The sequence below is a fragment of the Colwellia sp. KS18-150 genome, assembly GCF_057551365.1.
In genome coordinates this window covers 61144-80009 of the sequence record NZ_BAAJMC010000016.1, presented here as the reverse complement: position 1 = coordinate 80009, position 18866 = coordinate 61144, and the positions used below count along the sequence as shown (strand labels likewise).

The 18866-nt window shown below is 38.2% G+C and carries 19 protein-coding genes; 9 read left to right on the top strand and 10 right to left on the bottom strand.

The window, feature by feature from the left end:
• Nucleotides 1–63: 63 nt before the first annotated feature.
• The gene (locus AC27IF_RS15790) at nt 64–789 is read right to left on the bottom strand and encodes a YebC/PmpR family DNA-binding transcriptional regulator (protein WP_487055300.1); all 726 of its coding nucleotides are present in this window, start codon (nt 787–789) and stop codon (nt 64–66) included.
• A gap of 273 nt (nt 790–1062) precedes the next feature.
• Between AC27IF_RS15790 and AC27IF_RS15785 the strand changes: the two genes are divergently transcribed.
• Both AC27IF_RS15785 and AC27IF_RS15780 read left to right on the top strand, forming a co-directional pair.
• Nucleotides 1063–1443 carry a TM2 domain-containing protein gene (locus AC27IF_RS15785; RefSeq protein ID WP_487055299.1) on the top strand — a complete coding sequence of 127 codons (381 nt, stop codon included), beginning with the start codon at nt 1063–1065 and terminating at the stop codon, nt 1441–1443.
• 47 nt (nt 1444–1490) lie between these two features.
• Complete coding sequence (locus AC27IF_RS15780) at nt 1491–2528, top strand: phospholipase effector Tle1 domain-containing protein (protein WP_487055298.1); 1038 nt, start codon at nt 1491–1493, stop codon at nt 2526–2528.
• Between the two features lie 34 nt (nt 2529–2562).
• Here the strand turns inward: AC27IF_RS15780 and AC27IF_RS15775 are convergent, their stop codons facing one another.
• From AC27IF_RS15775 to AC27IF_RS15745, 7 genes are all read right to left on the bottom strand, one after another.
• Nucleotides 2563–3381: a thioredoxin domain-containing protein gene (locus tag AC27IF_RS15775; RefSeq protein WP_487055297.1), complete on the bottom strand. Its 819-nt coding sequence runs from the start codon at nt 3379–3381 to the stop codon at nt 2563–2565.
• A 7-nt stretch (nt 3382–3388) separates the two neighbouring features.
• Nucleotides 3389–4699, bottom strand: a complete 1311-nt coding sequence (locus tag AC27IF_RS15770) for a sensor histidine kinase (RefSeq protein WP_487055296.1) — start codon at nt 4697–4699, stop codon at nt 3389–3391.
• Between the two features lies 1 nt (nt 4700).
• On the bottom strand, nt 4701–5423 hold the full coding sequence (locus AC27IF_RS15765) for a response regulator (RefSeq protein WP_487055295.1): 723 nt from the start codon (nt 5421–5423) through the stop codon (nt 4701–4703).
• 24 nt (nt 5424–5447) lie between these two features.
• Entirely contained in the window at nt 5448–5879 is a 432-nt protein-coding gene (locus AC27IF_RS15760; RefSeq protein ID WP_487055294.1) for a DUF3019 domain-containing protein, read from the bottom strand.
• Nucleotides 5869–6741, bottom strand: coding sequence for a MipA/OmpV family protein (locus AC27IF_RS15755; RefSeq protein WP_487055293.1), 873 nt, complete (start codon nt 6739–6741; stop codon nt 5869–5871). The genes AC27IF_RS15760 and AC27IF_RS15755 overlap by 11 nt, the downstream gene beginning before the upstream one ends.
• A 186-nt stretch (nt 6742–6927) precedes the next feature.
• Nucleotides 6928–9060, bottom strand: coding sequence for a TonB-dependent receptor (locus AC27IF_RS15750; protein WP_487055292.1), 2133 nt, complete (start codon nt 9058–9060; stop codon nt 6928–6930).
• A 155-nt stretch (nt 9061–9215) separates the two neighbouring features.
• Nucleotides 9216–9962, bottom strand: coding sequence for a PAS domain-containing protein (locus AC27IF_RS15745; RefSeq protein WP_487055291.1), 747 nt, complete (start codon nt 9960–9962; stop codon nt 9216–9218).
• Between the two features lie 139 nt (nt 9963–10101).
• Between AC27IF_RS15745 and AC27IF_RS15740 the strand changes: the two genes are divergently transcribed.
• Genes AC27IF_RS15740 through AC27IF_RS15715 form a run of 6 tightly spaced genes read left to right on the top strand, consistent with a single transcriptional unit; the run spans nt 10102 to nt 16928 of the window.
• Nucleotides 10102–11262 (top strand): Gfo/Idh/MocA family protein, encoded by a 1161-nt coding sequence (locus tag AC27IF_RS15740; protein ID WP_487055290.1) that lies wholly within the window; start codon nt 10102–10104, stop codon nt 11260–11262.
• Between the two features lie 42 nt (nt 11263–11304).
• On the top strand, nt 11305–12360 hold the full coding sequence (locus AC27IF_RS15735) for a sugar phosphate isomerase/epimerase family protein (RefSeq protein WP_487055289.1): 1056 nt from the start codon (nt 11305–11307) through the stop codon (nt 12358–12360).
• 53 nt (nt 12361–12413) lie between these two features.
• A complete protein-coding gene (locus tag AC27IF_RS15730; RefSeq protein ID WP_487055288.1) occupies nt 12414–13640 on the top strand; it encodes an MFS transporter in 1227 nt (408 codons plus the stop codon).
• On the top strand, nt 13630–14265 hold the full coding sequence (locus AC27IF_RS15725) for a gluconate 2-dehydrogenase subunit 3 family protein (protein WP_487055287.1): 636 nt from the start codon (nt 13630–13632) through the stop codon (nt 14263–14265). The genes AC27IF_RS15730 and AC27IF_RS15725 overlap by 11 nt, the downstream gene beginning before the upstream one ends.
• Nucleotides 14266–14296: 31 nt before the next feature.
• Nucleotides 14297–16030 (top strand): GMC oxidoreductase, encoded by a 1734-nt coding sequence (locus AC27IF_RS15720; protein ID WP_487055311.1) that lies wholly within the window; start codon nt 14297–14299, stop codon nt 16028–16030.
• A gap of 31 nt (nt 16031–16061) precedes the next feature.
• Complete coding sequence (locus tag AC27IF_RS15715) at nt 16062–16928, top strand: sugar phosphate isomerase/epimerase family protein (RefSeq protein ID WP_487055286.1); 867 nt, start codon at nt 16062–16064, stop codon at nt 16926–16928.
• 56 nt (nt 16929–16984) lie between these two features.
• Here the strand turns inward: AC27IF_RS15715 and AC27IF_RS15710 are convergent, their stop codons facing one another.
• Nucleotides 16985–17578, bottom strand: a complete 594-nt coding sequence (locus AC27IF_RS15710) for a YceI family protein (protein ID WP_487055285.1) — start codon at nt 17576–17578, stop codon at nt 16985–16987.
• Nucleotides 17579–17830: 252 nt separating this feature from the next.
• Here AC27IF_RS15710 and AC27IF_RS15705 point away from each other — a divergent pair, with 252 nt between their 5' ends.
• Nucleotides 17831–18448: a LysE family translocator gene (locus AC27IF_RS15705; RefSeq protein WP_487055284.1), complete on the top strand. Its 618-nt coding sequence runs from the start codon at nt 17831–17833 to the stop codon at nt 18446–18448.
• Nucleotides 18449–18500: 52 nt separating this feature from the next.
• On the opposite strand, the gene AC27IF_RS15700 is transcribed toward AC27IF_RS15705, so the two are convergent.
• Nucleotides 18501–18704, bottom strand: coding sequence for an alternative ribosome-rescue factor A (locus AC27IF_RS15700; protein WP_487055283.1), 204 nt, complete (start codon nt 18702–18704; stop codon nt 18501–18503).
• Nucleotides 18705–18866 lie beyond the last annotated feature (162 nt).

Genomic DNA, 18866 nt, shown 5'->3' with positions numbered 1-18866 from the left:
TTGTCAAAAAACAGGCATTAAAAAACCCATCTTATGATGGGTTTTTTAATTAATCTTTGTTTACTAATCTTTCACTTCAGCATTGTGATAAACATTCTGTACGTCGTCACAGTCATCTAACATAGCAATGAATTTCTCAAAGTTGGCTAGGTTTTCTTCACCTTCAACATCAATATAGGTTTGAGGAACCCAAGTGATTTCTTCAACTTCTAGATCAAATTCTGGCATAGAGTTGGCAAATTCGGTTTTAATTTTGAAAAACTCAGTATGCGGAGCATAAACAGTAATAATGCCATCTTCCAATTCAACGTCAGTAACGTCAATATCGGCCATCATTAAGTTCTCTAATACTGCTTCATCATCTTCACCTTTAAAAGCGAATACGGCTTGATGGTCAAACATATGTGAAACTGTGCCAGAAGAGCCAATTTTTGAATTGGTTTTAGTAAAACATTGACGAACATCTTTAATGGTTCTGTTGCCGTTATCGGTCAAGCAATCAATAATTACCATGCAGTTACCTGGACCAAAACCTTCATAACGTGCTTCAACAAAATCCTCACCACCAGCGCCAGATGCTTTTTTAATCGCATTTTCAATTACATGCGTAGGAACTTGATCTTTCTTAGCTTTATCAATTAAGCCACGCAATGCAAGGTTTCCATCTGGATCTAAGCCACCATTTTTTGCGCATACGTATATGGCTTTTCCGTATTTTGAATAAACCTTGGTTTTTGCACCTGCGGTTTTTGCCATGGATAATTTTCTATTTTGGTAAGCTCTGCCCATTACTCTGCATCTCATTTTATCTAAAAACTAATGGACTAGATTCTATCAGGGGGATTAAGCAGTGACTAGTGGCAAAGGCGGGAATTGCATAAAATTTGAAAAGATTCGATAAAAATTACTTTGAAAATTTAAGGGGGGAAAATAAATCGTTGCAGTGTTCCTGATAGTGTTGTAATAATTAATGACCCTCTCCCAGAAATAGTATTTTGCATAAAAAAGTTAAATGGTTAGGGTAATAGATTTGATCTAAATAAAAATAATAAGGACGTTATTATGATTAATGAAGAATTACAACAAGAAGAAAATCAATTAAGGGAACAGATTTCCAGCTTATCTGTTGCGCAAAAAAGGCAGTATTACGCACAAGAAGTACAACATATAAAAGACCCTGATACCTACGCGGCGTTGAACTGGGCTTTTGTTGCGGGTTTACATCATTTTTATATAGGCCGGTGGCAACGAGGTTTATTTAACTTGATGTTGATGTTAATTGGCATCGTGTTATATTTTAGTTCAGTCTCTTCTATATTCGGCTTGGTATTAATAGTCGCGGTCTTTATTCTTGAGCTGCCACAATTGTTCAATAGCCAAAACATCATTTATCAATACAATAATCAACTGATGAGAAAACTGTTAAAACAATTTCATCGCTAGTTGATTAATAAATTAACTCAATTGGTATTAGTACAGAGGATACACAAATGACAAAGCTAATTTTTTGTTTTGACGGTACCTGTAACTCTCCTGAAGACTCCGATGATTATTTTGCTGACACCAGTATAAGTAATGTGCTTAAACTCCATATTTTTTTAGGCGGGCAGTTAAGTCCTGCTAATCAGCAAAGTATTCTCACCCCAAATCAACATAGTTTTTATTATAGTGGTGTTGGTACTCGAGGCAATTGGCTAAAAAGAAAGTTTAACGCACTTTTTGCACCGCCCTATGGTGATATGGAAACTATTCTAGCTCAAGCTCAGGATGATCTTAATAAACATTATTCAAGTGGCGATGAAATCTACATTTTTGGCTTTAGTCGCGGGGCAGCTATTGCGCGAATGTTTGCTGCACATTTAACACAAAATGTCGCGTTTTTAGGTGTTTTTGATACCGTTGCAGCTACCCGGGGCTCTTTAGATTTAAACCCAGATACATTCCCTGCTAGCGGTATTGTTTTTGAAAATGGTACATTGGCGAAACATATTAATAGAGCTGTGCATTTAGTCTCTCTAGACGAAAAACGTATTGTTTTTCAGCCGACATTATTTAACCACGATGAAAGAGTACTTGAGCTATGGTTTGCGGGTGTCCATTCAGATATTGGTGGTAGCTATTGGTTTGATGGGTTATCTGATATCACCTTGGAATTTATGATTAAGCAAATACAAGATAAATTAACCATTCTTAAGCTGTCACGAATTGATTTTGAAAAATTGAAAATTAAGGGAGCCCAAGACGAGTTGGGTATTGATGATATTGCTATTAAACCCTTATACGATGGTACCTTACATACACAAATTCGCACTAAAACTAATTCGTCAACATTAGCGCCACGCCTTTTAAGAGTTAACGTAAATGATGTTGCATCCGACCATGTGCCGCTAGTGCATTACAGTGTCAAAGAGCGATTCAAGTTAGTGACTGATTATCGTCCCTATGCACTACGTAATGTAGATTTTCGTGTGTTGGATGAAAACGATGAGCTTGGTGATGTTCAACATGGGATTCATAGTCTTAACTAAGGACAGATGACCTTACTGTTTTGCTATTTTATCGTTATTCCCAAGCAAACTCTGGATAAGTTGGCAATATTAATGGCTCATTATTACCTGCTTCAATATTACTTTTTGCTTGTGCAATCAGTGATTTGATATCAGATTGAATTTTATAACGATACTTTTGAACAGGTTGCCACTTATCCACAAAGTTTTTAGAGGCGACTGTATCATCACTTTTCATATAGGCTTTGAGTAACGGGCTAATAACCTGATAAGCCTTTTTAAGTCTTAATGCTTGTTGTTGTTCAAAAGCGTCGATCTCAAGCATATAAACTTGCATTTGTTCACTGGTGCTAGTTTGCACCGTTTTATTTTCGGCTAGAGCAGTAAAATATTCCTCATATTCGTTAAGTGGCACCTGATAGGAATTTAACCATTTCTTCATACTGTATCGATTTAATAACTTATTGGTTACGGGATCAACAACCATCACGGTAGGGGTGCCATAATATATAGGTCGGTTAAATTGTTTTACGAGTTCAAACCCTTTCTCCAAATAGCCGACATCGACAAACAATACTTGGTACTTGCTTGTTAATATTTTTTGCATTTGTGTGGTTGAAAAGTTTTTAGCTAAACCTTGGCTGTCATGGCACCATTGTGCTCCTAATACAAAGATAGCTAATTGTTGATTTGCTTTAGCCGTATCTAAAGTTTGTTGAACTTGCAAAGGCAATGACTCTGTTGGATAAAATTGGTACTGGGGAAGCGTGTCAATATCTGGAGGGGAGGTTTGCCCATTGTTGGTCGTAGCCTCTGCTTGTACCAGTAAACTATTTAAAACTAAGCTGATAATGATCAAGAGATATTTATACATATTGAAGCTACTTTATTAGAGGAAACGTTAAAGTAAAACAGGCACCTGCTAAGCGTTGATTATTACGCGTTGTAATGGTGCCGTTATGCCAGTCTACCACTTTAGCACAAATGGCTAAACCTAAACCAAAATGCCCTTGTTCACGTGATCGACTAGCATCGAGTTTCACAAAAGGCGTAAATATCACATCGAGCTTATCTGTTGCGACTCCTTTGCCGTCATCTTCAATACTCATGATTAATTGCTTGTTAGTAGTTGATAACGTTATTAATATCTTCTCATTAGCATAACCAATGGCGTTAGTGATTAAATTAACCAATGCACGGTAGCACCAATGGTAATCAAGTGGATAATTAACTGTCGTGTTGGTTGGCGAAAATATTAACGAGATATTCTTTTGCTTGGCTAGCATTTCACAATCTTTAATGGCGGATTGAATAAGTGCATTAACTTTGGTGTTTTGTTTATTAAGGTGTAAGGCTTGCCGCTCCATGGAAGCATACTCAAGAAAGGCACAAGTCATTTCTTCCATATTGGTAAGTTCGCTGTCCATGCGCTTTAGATAACTATCTTTTTTTTCTATCGTTTTACTGTCAATTGCCGCCTCTAAACCAAAGCGTAAACAAGCGATAGGGGTACGAATATCATGGGATAAACTGCGGGCTAATATTTTATTATCAGCAACAAGCTTTTCAATTTGACTGGCCATATTGTTAAAGCTGTTTTCTAGCATTTTAATGTAAGAAAATCGACTTGGGTTGATACGTACATTAAGCTGACCAGCACCAATTTTTGCCGCTGCATTATTTAATAAAAACAACCGCCTACTCAATGGGAAAACCCACATGATCAAGATTGCACAAATACTAAGGTATAAAATTAACGTTAATATAAAGTTGAATGGTTGATTGTCTTCCTGCTCTAAAGGAAAGTTAATTTGTAGTAAATAGTTTGGATGTTGATTAAGTTTGTTCAATAGATACTGATCATCTTGAGTGGCCAATAATAACCAGCCAGTTTGATCAATTTCAGCCCATAGTGCATCGGGTAATGCAATATCACTGCTGTTGACTAATTGGCTTTTTAATTGATAATCATGCTGAAATTTGCTGACAGTATTGAGTAATTCATTTTCGGGTAATTGATTTAATTGCCCTGATAATCCTTGTGCTAATTGCCGATAAAGTAGGGTGATGGGGTCTTTCGCTTCATTTTGCTGACTTGACTCCGCATGCTCTGCAAGTTTGTCCAATCCCCAACCAATAAAGAATAATGAGCCAAGCACTGTAAAAATAATGCTTAAATATAAACCTCGCATTTTATTGCGCTTCCAGTTTACTGTTTAGACTATCATCACTCCAAGCATCACCAACAAACAGGTAACCTTTTCCCCAGATGGTTTTAAACTTTTTCGGGTTAGTAGGATCATCTTTAAATATTTTTCTTAATGTCGATAACATGACATCAAATCGTCTATCTAAACCATCATATTCTCTTTTTCTCAGTGCGATAAATACCGAGTCTCTATCAACGACACTGCCTGCACGTTCAGCTAAAAAGGTTAAAAAAGCAAACAGGCTTGATGATAATATCACCTCTTGATTTTGATAAGTTACTCGTTTGGCTTCTTGATTGATGACTAGCTCACCAAACGTTAAAATGTCTTGCTTAGAAGAGTCGTATTGATAACTCGCTAACTGTCTGTTAATTCTTGCTAATAATGCTCTAGGCCTAACCGGTTTTATAACATAATCATCAGCACCAGCTTCAAGGCCGATGACTTCGTCAAATTCATCGGCTCTTGCCGTAAGCATAATAATAGGTATTTGGCAGTGCTGACGGATCAGGCGACACACTTCAATACCATTTAAACCCGGTAACATCACATCCAGTAATACGAGATTAATGGTTTCTCCTTGTATTTTTTCTAAAACCAGATCGCCACGCTCAACATGGATAACCTTAAACTCTTGCTCGGTAAGATATTCACATATCCAGTTTGCTAAACTGATATCATCTTCAACCAATAAAATAGTTTTCATCTTGTTACCTTATATTTTATAGGATTAAAACAAGCGCCAACGACGCTTTCTAGCGGTATTTTTATGTACCCAGCTAACGACAACTTCTTGTTGAGCAATCAAACGTTGATCTTTTAAAGTGCGTAATTGATAAGTTAAATTATCACTAGACTCGAACTCTATCTTGGTTTGTCCTTTACTAGCAATCGGCCAACAGATTAACTGTTTTTGGCTATCTGCTTTGTTCGGATTGAGCTGGTATAAACATAGTGGTAAAGCTAATTCGTGTTGCCATTGAATAGTAATGGTAGCAAAGCATTCACGCCCCTGACGAAGTGTTACGCATTGTTGCGGGTGAACACTCAATGCTGAAGTTGCAGTTAATTTAGGTAGCTCTTTTGCAGTTACCGAAAAAAATGGGCTATTCATTAATATAAAAACCAGCAGAGCAATTCCTTTGCAAACGCTAGAATACATAAAGTACCCCAACCATAACTTGGGTAAGTATATTTTTATCGACTAATGGACTTTGTTTAATACTGCTTGAATAAAAGCTTTGTGTGATACCAGTGTTAAACGTCCAGCTTTGCGATAACGGGTATTGTGCATAAACTTCTAATTGTCCTCTATAACTGCTATCTGCGACATAGAGTGGTCGATCAGCGGTTACCTCATTTTCATCAATACCAATGTAATAGTCATTTATTTCTTGAGCGTAATAAGTTAGTCCTGCGCCCAGATATATATCCCAATTTCGATATGGGATAAGGTAGCTATAAAAACTATCAATGATTAAGCCTTCGCCATAATTGCCTAGGTCATTTTCTCCAGTGACTGCTCTGGCAAAGTCGATATAAAAAATAGCATTATCAAAAAAGTGTGAGTAACGTAGCGCAATACCGCCTGTTGCTTCACGATCGACTAGTCCTGATAACTGAGGAATATCTTCATCTTGCTCTTTGATTATATTTGCAGGCTCATATCCCTCAAGATAGGCTTTTAAAATAATATCCAGTTGCCAATTTTCTTGTACGGTAAGTTGATAGCCAAACTCACCACTTCCAATTGCTGTGGCGGAACGTCTTGAATTGGTTTGTAAAAAGAAACCTTTATAAGAAATATCTAAAATAAGTCCTAACTGGAGATAATCCCAAGGCTCAGATAACTCAACATCCGCAAGCACTGTCGGTGAGTTAGTTGCTGAAAGATCAATCATAAACTGCCATTCGAAAGCGTCTTTGACAATGGGAGCATTCGCATTCGAGACTTGTTGTGTATTTTCTGGAGCGGAATAACTTATTGAAGTAAAGAGTAAAGAGCTGATTAGCAGCACACTCATGGATAATTGCTTAAATTTGGAAAAATTTAAATGGTGGCTCAACATAGTTAGGTAAAATTAGGCTAGAAGTTGTTCATATGTTACCACAGTGTAACTGTGTTGTTGTTTGCTCAAATGGTGAAAATGTTTAAAAATTGTAAGATATAATCGTTAACGTGAACACGAATGTTCACGTTAACTTATGGCTTAAAAGGTCATTTTCAAACCAATATAAGGGAATATGCCAATATCTTCTTCACCACTAACGGTATAACTTGTCGGGCTATCGTTATCTTCAGGATCATAATAATAGCCGGAGACATTCTCTTGTGCCATGGCGTTAATCACGGCAAAAGTCCATTGTGCGTTATAGCCCCAATAATGCGTTTTATAGTTCGCCTCTAAATCTAAGCGATGATACACAGGTAAGGTTTCTGAATTTACCTCACCATAATTTGGTAGAAAATGGTCTTCATAATCAGGATTTTCTCTCAAGCCCGTGATAGGCGTATATTTTGCACCACTACGCAGTGTAAATCGTAGTCCGAAATCCCAATGTTCATTTAACTCATAATTAGCGACTACATTGGCTACCAGTGGTGTATCAAGATAGTAATCACTGGTAATATTAGTTAAGTCATCGGTTCTATCACTTTTAGACCAGCTTAATGACGCCCAGCCAAACCAGCCATTTTGTCGCTCGCGTCTTACTAACCACTCGATACCATGTGCTGTGCCTGAAGTATCCGCCGTATAATGCACGTCATCAGTTGTCGTGGCATTCAAGCTTAGTTCATCGGTTGAGCGGGGTAAATCAGACAGATCTTTATAATAGAGGTCGATAGAAGAAAACCATAAATCATTAATATCATATTCAAAACCAAGGGAGTAATGACTTGCTTTTGGTGAAGCTATGTTAGGATTTCCTAATTTTTTTATCGCGGTATCTATATCTGGAAAACGACTGTAAGTTCCCGCCTTTGCTTTAATAGTTAAGTTATCAGTGGTTAGCCAGCTAAGTGAAATCCTAGGGTGAATAAAGCTTTGTTCGGTATAATCATTGCGCTCACCTCTCACGCCTAGTACCAGCTGCCAGTCACTATTAATATCCCAAGTTTCATCAAGATAAATAGCAATATTTTGATTTTTAAGTATGGCATTATCTTGGATGCGGTCACCTTTATGTTGACGGCAATCATTGTCAAATTCCGTGCAATAATAGGGGATAAGATCAAAGCTGTAATCAGCTTCTGAATTAGAATAATCTATACCAAAGCCTAATTTATGATCTTCTAACCAGGCTAATTGGTAAAAAAACCTTAACTCATAACTGCTTTCTTTGACGTTAACAAACTGTCCATCGCCAAACTTTTCATCTGTTTCGTTACTGTTATGACCAAATACTAAGTGCATCATCTTGTGATCATCGCCATAGTATTGCCAAGAGATATTTTGGTTATCGAAGCGAGTCGATATTTCTAAATCGCCGACACTATCGGGATCAATTCGGCCAGCTTCAGAATTTTCCGCGATACTGATACCGCCAAGATCACTGGCACCTGATGCACTAAAAGTTAACTTATGTGCATCTCCAAGTAACCATTGATACTTAGCTTGATAATCGTCACTGACAGGAGCTTTATATATGGTGTAGCCTTCATCCTCTCCTGTGCCTTCTTCACCTTCAGGTAAAAACAAATGTATTTGACTACGTCGATAAGAAAGGTAAAAAGCGGTATTTTGTGTGGCGGATCCTTCCACCAAAACACCACTTTTTAGCATACTTAAATCAATGGTGGTTTCGATGTCTTGATGGCGCGGGTCTCTTAATTTTACGTCAAATACGCCACCAGTTGCATTGCCATATTCACTACCAAAAGCAGCTGGCTCAAGGGTGAAATCACGAATTAGGTTTTCGTTAAATATACTGTCGCCAAACAAGTGAAAAATATACCCTGCTGGCATGTCATCAATGTAAAAGGCATTATCATCAGGTGAAGAGCCTCTCACTGCGGGTGAGCCAGTATCACCGCCGGCATAAACAATACCGGGTAAACTATAAACTGCGCTAAGAGGATCATTACCTATACCTGCAACGTTCATTAACTGCTCAGTTTCAGCACTCATTTCACTATTAGCTTGATTACGTCTACCGATAACTTGAATGATCTCATCATCAGATTTGACCGTGGCTTCTTCGATATTTTTTACCGAATCCTTTGGCTCTGCTTCAGCGTAAGCAAGTGACGTCGCTGAAAAAATACTAGTTATAATCGCACTTGCTATCGCGCTTAAATATCGCCCCTTGGGTATAAATGTCCTGTTTTCTAATGCGTTCATAGTAATCCCTGTTCATTATTTTTAGTAACACTTTTGTTACCTTATTGTCGGGATTAATAGTGTTCAATTCAGTTGTTGAAGTGTGCAAAAACTGTCTGAATTTGTTAGAAAATGTAAGGGGACTTAGCGACTGTTTAGCTAACGAACTATATGGATTATGAAATATAAGCGTGTCGATAATTATTTCTATATTCAGAGGGTAACTCTCCAAAAAATAAACGGAATTGTTTGCTAAAGTAACTATGATCACTAAAGCCAGTTTCATCACCCACTTGTGAAATAGGAATGTTGGTCTCAATTAATAATTTGCGGGCATTTTCTAATCTAACTTCATTGATAAATTGTTTTGGGGTTTTGGCTAAGTATTTTTTAAAACGCCTTTCTAACGCACTAACAGATAAGCAAGCTACTTCGGCTAAGTCCTCAATAGTGAATTGCTGCTGATAATGCTGACGAATATAATCTACAGGCACTTTTACCGCTTCAACATTAGATAATACTTTCGCTTGCTTCTCTAAATGTCGAGTAATGCCATACGAGCCAATAATGGCATTGTCATCATTGGTGATAGCCCGTTTCGATGTAGCATACCAAGCGGCGTCACCTGATTGTGTCATATTCATCTCTAAGCGCTCGGTGACACTTTTACCTGCTAATACTTTTTCGTCATCACGAATAAATTGTTTTGCTAGATGAGGCGGTGAGAAATCGTAATCAGTTTTGCCGATTATTTCATCAATACTATTCACACCTAAATGCTCAATAAACGCTTGATTTGCATGGATAAAGTTATGCTGGCTATCTTTGACCCAAAAAAGAACATCAGGTAATAAATCAAACATTTTTATCAATTGTTCAATCCCCATTTGATGGACGAAATTGTTGAATTTTCTTTCAATCATACCAGCTCTACTTTATTAAGATTAATTACAGTATTAATATCGAACGCCGAATTTGTTGCATTCAAAACCGATTTATTAATAACATATTTTTTAAGCAACCGCCTATAGTAATTATGGACTTTTATTAATAGGTGTTGAAATGAACAAGATTCGCATGGGGATGGTTGGTGGTGGCCAAGGTGCATTTATTGGCGCGGTACACCGTATTGCTGCTCAACTCGATAATAATATTGAATTAGTGTGTGGCGCTTTTTCAAGTACGGCTGATAAGTCAATAGCATCGGGTAAAGCGTTGATGTTAAATGAAGAGCGTTGCTATGCTGATTTCAATACCATGTTTGCCGCAGAAGCCAAATTACCTGCTGAGCAACGTATGCAATTTGTCGTAATTGTTACCCCAAATCATATGCACTTCCCTGCAGCAAAATCAGCCTTAGAGCATGGCTTTCATGTGTTATCTGATAAACCCGCCACACTGAATTTAGTAGAAGTTAAAGCGCTTAAAAAAATTGTTGAAAAAACAGGTTTGCTCTATGGGTTAACGCATACTTATACCGGTTATCCTATGGTGAAAGAAGCGCAGACCCTAGTGGCTAGTGGTGAAATAGGAAAAGTACGTAAAGTTATAGTTGAGTATATTCAGGGGTGGTTATCAGAGCCACAAGATGCAGATAACAAACAGGCAGATTGGCGAACAGACCCTTCTCGCTCAGGTATTTCAGGCTGTATGGGAGATATCGGTAGCCATGCCGCTAATCTAGTTGAATACGTCACAGGCAAAGAGATCACTCATGTTTGCGCAGAGCTCACTGCTTTTGTTGAAGGCAGGCGTTTAGATGATGACGGTATTGTTTTGCTTAAAATGCAAGATGGTATTAAAGGTACCTTGCAAGCTAGTCAAATAGCAGCGGGCGAAGAAAATAACCTTACTATCCGAGTGTATGGAGAAAAAGGCGGCTTAGAGTGGCAGCAACAAGAGCCTAATTCTTTATCGTTGAGATATTTAGATAAGTCGATGCGAGTTTTACGTACCGGCGGTATGCACAGTGATCGCACAACAGCAAATACTAGAACACCAATGGGGCATCCTGAAGGTTATTTAGAAGCCTTTGCCAATATTTACCAAAGTTTTGCTGATGCGGTTCGAGATCTTGAGCAAGGTGAGTATCAGCAAAGTAAAGATTACGATTTCCCTGATGTCAATAAAGGCATCCGTGGTATGGCATTAGTTGAGTCTTTTGTTAATAGCTCCAACCAAGATACTAAATGGTACGACATTGCACAGTTGCTAAACGATTAATAAGCAACTCATCACTAAAAAAATTATAGCGAGAAAAAGTAAATGAAAACATTGAAAGGGCCAGCGATATTTTTAGCGCAATTTGCCTCAGATGAAGCACCGTTTAATAACTTACCCAACATTTGTGAGTGGGTGGCGAGTTTAGGTTATAAAGGTGTACAAATTCCTTCTTGGGATGGCCGATTCTTTGACTTAGAACGTGCCGCGACTGATTTAGATTACTGCCAAGAAGTACAGCAAGTTGTGGCTGAACATGGTTTAGAAATTACCGAGTTATCTACACATCTACAAGGACAGTTAGTTGCTTCACACCCTGCATACGACACCTTATTTGATGCTTTCTCTCCCGATCAATTTAAGAATGACCCCAAGGCACGTGCCGAGTGGGCTGTTGAACAAATGATGTTCGCTGCTAAAGCCAGTAAGAATCTTGGGCTAAAATCACACGCATCATTTTCTGGCGCTTTACTTTGGCATACAGTTTACCCTTGGCCACAACGTCCTCTGGGGTTAGTAGAGCAAGGCTTTGCTGAGCTTGCCAAACGTTGGTTACCTATTTTAGACGCCTTTGATGAAGCCGACTGTGACGTGTGTTACGAATTACATCCTGGTGAAGATTTACATGATGGGGTCACGTTTGAGCGTTTCTTAAAAGCCGTGGACAATCATCCTCGCGCCAATATTTTATACGACCCAAGTCATTTTGTATTGCAACAACTTGATTACCTTGAGTTTATCGATATTTACCATGAGCGCATTAAAGCATTTCATGTTAAAGATGCTGAATTTATCCCCAGTGGTCGCTCGGGTGTTTATGGCGGTTATCAAAGCTGGATTGACCGTCCCGGTCGTTTCCGCTCATTAGGTGACGGGCAAGTTGATTTTAGCGGCATTTTCACCCGCATGGCTAAATATAACTTTGACGGCTGGGCAGTATTAGAATGGGAATGTTGTGTAAAACACCCTGTTGCTGGTGCAACAGAAGGCGCTCCCTTTATTGCTAATCATATCATTCATGTCACTGACAAGGCATTTGATGATTTTGCAGCCGCAGGGGTAGACGAAGCATTTAACCGGAAATTGTTAGGACTGGATTAGCACCAATTCAACAAGGCTAAGTAAAAGAATTCATCATTAAAAGGTAGAGAAATATGTCAGCAGAAATTAATAAAAATAAGCTGTTTACTGCGAGTTGTTTAGCGCTAACCGTAACAGCAATGACGTTTGCTATTAGGGCAGGTATCTTGGGGCAATTAAGTCAAGGTTTTGCTTTATCAGATACCCAACTTGGTTGGATAAATGCGATGGCATTTTTAGGTTTTCCTATCGCCACTATGTTAGGCGGCTTACTTTATAATTATTTAGGGGCTAAAAAATTAGTCATAATTGCCTTTGTTGGGCATGTTGCCGGGTTAATACTAACCATGTCCGCCGATGGGTTTTGGACGTTACTTATTTCAAGTTTCTGTATTGGTTTTGCTAATGGCGCAGTTGAAGCAGGATGTAACCCCTTAATTGCCGATATGTATCATAAAAATAAAACCACAATGTTGAACCGTTTTCATGTGTGGTTTCCGGGCGGTATTGTTGTGGGAGCGTTAATTTCTAAAGCAATGACAGATATGAGTTTTGGTTGGCAAGCGCAAATTGCCGTTATGCTTATTCCAACTATCGCTTATGGTTATTTAATTTTAACGCAAAAATTTCCAGAAAGTGAAAATATAGACACCTCGACGAGCAACAATATTAAAGCGTTATTTTCGCCGTTGTTTATCTTTATGGCATTTTGTATGACCTTAACCACAACTAGTGAATTAGGTACTCAGCAGTGGATTGAGCGTATTCTAGGTGCATCAGGCGCTTCACCTATGTTGATCATGGCTATGATTACAGGTGTTATGGCAATCGGTCGATTCTTCGCAGGGCCCATCGTTCACAAGTTTAACCCGTCTGGCGTGTTACTTTATTCAGCTATTGTTACCACATTAGGGATTTACTCAATGAGTATAGCGACAGGGAATATGGTTTATGTTTCAGCATTAATCTTCGCGCTTGGCGTTACTTATTTTTGGCCAACCATGATTGGCTTTATTGCCGAAAATATTCCTCAGTCGGGTGCGTTGGGTATGTCTATGTTAGGTGGTATTGGAATGTTCGCGGTAAGTATGTGGAATCCAGTTATTGGCAGTTGGATAGATGAAGCTCGTCAAGAAGCCTTAGCGGTTAGCGCTACTCCTGAATTAGCCGAATTGGCAGCAGGGCAGGCAACATTAGCCAATTTAAGTATTTTTCCTTTTGTACTGATTTTTGCCTTCGGGTTATTAGTATTATTCATGCGTAAAACTCATAAAATTGGGGAGGCAGCATTTGAAAAGTAAACAACAAAATACTACTGAGATAGCATCGACTCAACAAAGTAAACGACGCTTTCTCCATGGGTTAGCCGTGGTTCTGGGTAGCGGTGCAGTTGCGCAGTTAACTTCAGGCAATGCACTAGCTTCGGCATTAAGCTACCAAGCAAAACCTGATAGCGCAGAGAAAATAGGTAAACTCTTTTCACATGCTCAGATGAAACTGTTAGCTGAGATCTGCAATGTGGTTCTACCTGAAACGGACACTCCTAGTGCGAAAGCGCTCGATGTTCATGGCTTTATCGATCATCAGCTAAGCACTTGCTATGACGAAAAAGTGCAAGCACAAGGTGTAAGCATATTGAATAAAATAGCACAGCAGAGCCAGCGACATTTTTCGAATGACTTTGTGCAATTGAGCGTAACGCAACAGACAAAATTGCTTAATGCTATAGAACAGGAAGATTTAGGTTTTAGCGCTGGCGATAACGAGCAATTTAAAGGGTTAAAATCATTATTGGTTTTTGGCTATTTCACTACTGAAGTAGGTGCCACTATAGCGCTAAACTATCAAGCAGTTCCTGGCGGTTTTAAGGGGTCTATTCCTTATGATTCGGTAGGTAAATCATATGGGTCTTTGGCTTATTATTAAGCGTGATTCAGTGTAAAGAGAGTAAGTTATGATGAATGATGATTTATACATTAATGAAACAACACAGGAATACGATGCCCTCGTTATCGGCTCGGGAATTTCTGGTGGTTGGGCGGCAAAAGAATTATGCGAACGTGGCCTCAAAACATTGATGATTGAGCGAGGACGGATTGTTGAGCATAGAAAAGATTATATCACTGAAGGTAAAGGTGTTTGGCAATACCCGAATCGAATGAAAGTAGATAATTTACTTATCGAAGAAAAATATAAGGTACAAAAACTTTGTTATGCTTTTCATGATGGCACCAAGCATTTCTTTGGAAACGATAAAGACTACCCTTATACAACAGAAAAAGGTACTGGCTTTAGTTGGATTAGAGCCAATCAGTTAGGTGGAAAATCGTTATTATGGCATCGTCAATCATATCGTTTTAGCGATTATGATTTTAATGCTAATAAACATGATGGTTACGGAAACGACTGGCCTATACGTTATAAAGATCTTGAATCTTGGTATTCCCATGTAGAAAAACATGCTGGCATTAGTGGTCATTATGACAATTTAGCACAGTTACCAAACAGTGATTTTTTGCCTCCTTTCGAGTGGACAAAACCAGAGTTTGATTTAAAAGAAAAGTTTGCTTCATTATTTCCTGACAGACCCATGGTAATGGGGAGAACTGCTCACTTGAGCAAGGCTACAGAATTACATATGTCTCAAGGGAGAGTACAGTGTCAGGCGCGTAATGAGTGCCAAAAGGGCTGTTCATTTGGGGCTTATTTTTCTACTCAAAGCTCAACCCTACCTGCGGCGGCAAAAACGGGTAATTTACATATTGCCGCGAATAGTGTTGTACATAGCCTGATTTATGATGAAAAAACCAATCGTGTCAAAGGGGTGAAAGTTATTGATAATGATAACTTAACTACACGTGAGTACTTTGCCAAAGTCATTTTTTTGTGTGCTTCAACCTTAGGCTCTACACAAATTATGCTCAACTCTAAATCAAAGAAATTTCCTAATGGCATTGCTAATAGCTCTGGTGTTTTAGGGCATTATTTAATGGACCATGTTTACAATGCTGGTGCCAGTGGTCGCATAGAAGGTTATCACGAAGAGTATTATTCGGGGCGACGACCTACCGGAGCTTATATTCCTAACTTTCAATTTGAGCCTTCTAAGTATAAAAAACATTATAAGCGTGGCTATGCTTTAGCTGGCGGTGCAGGGCGCAGTAATTGGCAAGGTAAAGCGAAAGCCGACGGTATTGGTAAAGATTTTAAGCAGCAGCTGACCCAAGCAGGAGACTGGCATTTTGGTTTATATGCTCAAGGTGAGATGCTACCTCGCTATGAAAACCAAGTATCACTAAATTCAAATAAAACAGATAAGTGGGGGATTCCACAACTGCATATTAATTGCCAATGGTCAGATAATGAAAAATTAATGATGGAAGATGCTCAGCATACCGCGAAAGATATGCTTGAAAAAGCAGGATTAAAAGACGTTAAAAGCTACATTACCTTAGATGAAAATGCGCCTGGATTGGCGATTCATGAAGTAGGCACAGCACGTATGGGCAATGATCCAAAAGACTCAGTACTAAATGCTTACAATCAAACACATGATATACCCAATTTATTTGTTACTGATGGTTCAAGCTTTTGCTCTTCTGCCGTGGTTAACCCGTCATTGACTTTTATGGCGCTCACTGTTCGTGCGGTAGATTATGCTGTTAAAGAAATGAAAAATAAAAGAATTTAATTATGTTTTGTTTAACAAAGAGAATTTAAAAATGAAAAGAATTACATCAATATTGCTTGGTTTACTAATGATATCAACGAGTAGTTTCGCTCACGATATTGAGAAAGGAAAGTCTATGTCTCAGCCTATCCCACAAATAAGTGTGCAATTATGGTCTGTTAAAGATGAGGTGAAAGCTGACTTTAAAGGGACATTAGCGCAACTTGTTAACATGGGCTTTGCTGGTGTTGAGTTTGCCAATGAGTTTGGTGAGTTTACTGGTGATGCGAGGGCGGTTAAACAAGTATTGGATGACTTGAATTTAAAAGGCAGTGGTGCACATGTTTCATTTGAGCAGCTTAATGATGAAAACTTTGATGATACCATCGCTTTCTATCAAATATTAGGCGTAGATATGCTTATTGTTGGCTGGGATGAGCGTGCTTGGCATCCTGAAGGAATTAAGGAAGTTGTAGCGTTATTGAATAAGATAGAGAAGAAGCTTACTCCTTTAGGTATGAAAACAGGTTTTCATAACCATGATCATGAATTTAATGAATATAAAGGTATCACTTATTGGGATTTTTTAGCTAAAAACACTTCTTCAAATGTAATATTACAACAAGATGTAGGTTGGACAACTTATGCGGGTAAGGATCCTATCGATTATGTTAAACGTTATCCGGGTAGAACATTAACAACGCATTATAAAGTTAAATTACCTGAAGGGATAAAAGACAAGTTACCTCTTATCGGCAAAGACACCATTGACTGGTTAAATCTATCTAAAGCTAATATGGAAGTAGGGGGAACACTTTGGTTTGTGGTTGAACAAGAAGAATACCCTAATGGATTAACACCAATGCAAGCAGTGCATAAATCCAAAAAAGGTTTAGATAAAGTTCTTAAACAGCTTTAATTACAGAGATGAATCTAGGCTGAACACTGACGATAAAAGCCAGTGTTCAGCTAATTTTATTTACGTTTTTGTTTAATCCCTTCAATGTGCAAATCAAAATAGACATGAGATGAGGCTGGTCCTAAATCTTTTGTAATACCAAAGTCTGCTAAAGCAATACTAGTTGTGCCGCTAAAGCCAGCACGATAATCGAACCAAGGACTTCTTCCTTCACCTATCGCTTCTGCATCAATCACTATTTCTTTACTGACGCCATGTAAGGTTAATATGCCTTTAACGACTAATGTCTTGTCGGCTTTTTGAGTGATTGAACTACTAACAAACTTGGCTTTTGCAAATGATGAAACATCTAAGTAGTCATCATCACGCAAATGCTTGTCACGTTCAGCATGATTGGTATTAATGCTGCGAGTATCGATATTAATTTCTATGGTTGACGCAGAAATATTATCCGCATCATAACTAAATTTACCGCTGAACTTATCAAAACGACCGGTTAACCAGCTGTATCCCAAATGTTTGATTTTAAAGTTGATGGCGGCATGTGCTCCTCTGGTATCAATAACATAGTCAGCAGCATTTATACTCGGAGCGATAAGCGTTGCCGATAAAGCCGATGTAATAAACAGTTTCGATAAATACTTTCTCATTTCTACTCTCTTTAGGGGGATTATGAATTTTTCACGTTTACCAAGTATGCAAATAGCTAAAATCACCGTAATAATCAATTTTATGGCTAAGTTTATATGAGCAACATAAAAAATAATACTAAAGTGCAGTGAAGTACTGAGTGAAGAAGTAATATTATAGCCTTTCCATTTAGACACAGTGATTAAGCTAATGTTATGATTTTACTTCTCTTTGCTTATTTGTATTTTTATTACTCTATTTTCAGGATTTAAATGATTGATTACACCGCACTAGCGCTTTTTATTCCCACCTTCTTCTTCGTTAGTATTACCCCAGGTATGTGCATGACCTTAGCAATGACTTTAGGGCTTAGTGTTGGGGTGCGCCGAACGATGTGGATGATGTTAGGTGAAGTTATTGGTGTGGCGTTAGTTGCTATAGCCGCAGTGCTGGGTGTTGCTTCAGTATTGCTTAAATATCCTGATGTTTTTATCTTAGTTAAATATTTAGGTGGGGCATATCTTGCTTATATAGGCATTCAGATGTGGTTATCTAAAGGTAAGATGACGCTTACGAATGAAGCTCAATCTGATGTCAGTAGATTAACTCTATTTAATCAAGGTTTCTTTACTGCAATATCGAATCCTAAAGGTTGGGCTTTTATGATCTCTTTATTGCCGCCTTTTATTAACATGAACTTTTCTGTTGCTCCACAACTCGCTATGTTAGTGGTCATAATTATGATTTCTGAATTTGTTTGCATGATGATTTATGCCTCTGGCGGTAAAACCCTGAGAGTGTTTTTATCAGAAGGCGACAACGTAAAGTTGATGAATAGGGTAGCAGGAACACTGATGGTATGTGTTGGTGCTTGGTTAGCATTCGGTTGATTATTATGATGTTAACAAAAGCCTTATTTAATAACAGCAATCTTAATGAAGATTAGGCTGCTATTAAATAAGACTCTCGTCTTACATGTTTGGTTTTACGTTGATACGAGCCTTTACCTTTTTTAGCTTTGACTATCTGCATTTTATAAACTTTTGAGGTGACTAAAGCCGCTAAAAAGTTATCTTTAATTTCTCCTCGACCTAAGTCAGTTTTACTCTGCGTAGCTTTAGCTAGCTTATTGTGCTTTTTAACCATGGTATTTCCTTAAATTATTCAATGAATGGGTAGATGTCACCGCTTTATTATACCGCTAAAAACAGATTAAATAATATTGGATTCTCAAAAGGTTTACTGACTATCAAAAGGCACTGATATTTTGATAGTTTGTGTCAGTAAGACTCACCAAATTACTAAGAT

Excerpts from the sequence above, each read along its gene's own strand:
- AC27IF_RS15755 (WP_487055293.1), bottom strand. The coding sequence starts at position 6,741 with ATGAGTGTGCTGCTAATCAGCTCTTTACTCTTTACTTCAATAAGTTAT.
- AC27IF_RS15700 (WP_487055283.1), bottom strand. The coding sequence starts at position 18,704 with ATGGTTAAAAAGCACAATAAGCTAGCTAAAGCTACGCAGAGTAAAACT.
- AC27IF_RS15740 (WP_487055290.1), top strand. The coding sequence starts at position 10,102 with ATGAACAAGATTCGCATGGGGATGGTTGGTGGTGGCCAAGGTGCATTT.
- AC27IF_RS15735 (WP_487055289.1), top strand. The coding sequence starts at position 11,305 with ATGAAAACATTGAAAGGGCCAGCGATATTTTTAGCGCAATTTGCCTCA.
- AC27IF_RS15705 (WP_487055284.1), top strand. The coding sequence starts at position 17,831 with ATGATTGATTACACCGCACTAGCGCTTTTTATTCCCACCTTCTTCTTC.
- AC27IF_RS15715 (WP_487055286.1), top strand. The coding sequence starts at position 16,062 with ATGAAAAGAATTACATCAATATTGCTTGGTTTACTAATGATATCAACG.
- AC27IF_RS15765 (WP_487055295.1), bottom strand. The coding sequence starts at position 5,423 with ATGAAAACTATTTTATTGGTTGAAGATGATATCAGTTTAGCAAACTGG.
- AC27IF_RS15770 (WP_487055296.1), bottom strand. The coding sequence starts at position 4,699 with ATGCGAGGTTTATATTTAAGCATTATTTTTACAGTGCTTGGCTCATTA.
- AC27IF_RS15790 (WP_487055300.1), bottom strand. The coding sequence starts at position 789 with ATGGGCAGAGCTTACCAAAATAGAAAATTATCCATGGCAAAAACCGCA.
- AC27IF_RS15745 (WP_487055291.1), bottom strand. The coding sequence starts at position 9,962 with ATGATTGAAAGAAAATTCAACAATTTCGTCCATCAAATGGGGATTGAA.
- AC27IF_RS15750 (WP_487055292.1), bottom strand. The coding sequence starts at position 9,060 with ATGAACGCATTAGAAAACAGGACATTTATACCCAAGGGGCGATATTTA.
- AC27IF_RS15785 (WP_487055299.1), top strand. The coding sequence starts at position 1,063 with ATGATTAATGAAGAATTACAACAAGAAGAAAATCAATTAAGGGAACAG.
- AC27IF_RS15730 (WP_487055288.1), top strand. The coding sequence starts at position 12,414 with ATGTCAGCAGAAATTAATAAAAATAAGCTGTTTACTGCGAGTTGTTTA.
- AC27IF_RS15720 (WP_487055311.1), top strand. The coding sequence starts at position 14,297 with ATGAATGATGATTTATACATTAATGAAACAACACAGGAATACGATGCC.
- AC27IF_RS15780 (WP_487055298.1), top strand. The coding sequence starts at position 1,491 with ATGACAAAGCTAATTTTTTGTTTTGACGGTACCTGTAACTCTCCTGAA.
- AC27IF_RS15760 (WP_487055294.1), bottom strand. The coding sequence starts at position 5,879 with ATGTATTCTAGCGTTTGCAAAGGAATTGCTCTGCTGGTTTTTATATTA.
- AC27IF_RS15775 (WP_487055297.1), bottom strand. The coding sequence starts at position 3,381 with ATGTATAAATATCTCTTGATCATTATCAGCTTAGTTTTAAATAGTTTA.
- AC27IF_RS15710 (WP_487055285.1), bottom strand. The coding sequence starts at position 17,578 with ATGAGAAAGTATTTATCGAAACTGTTTATTACATCGGCTTTATCGGCA.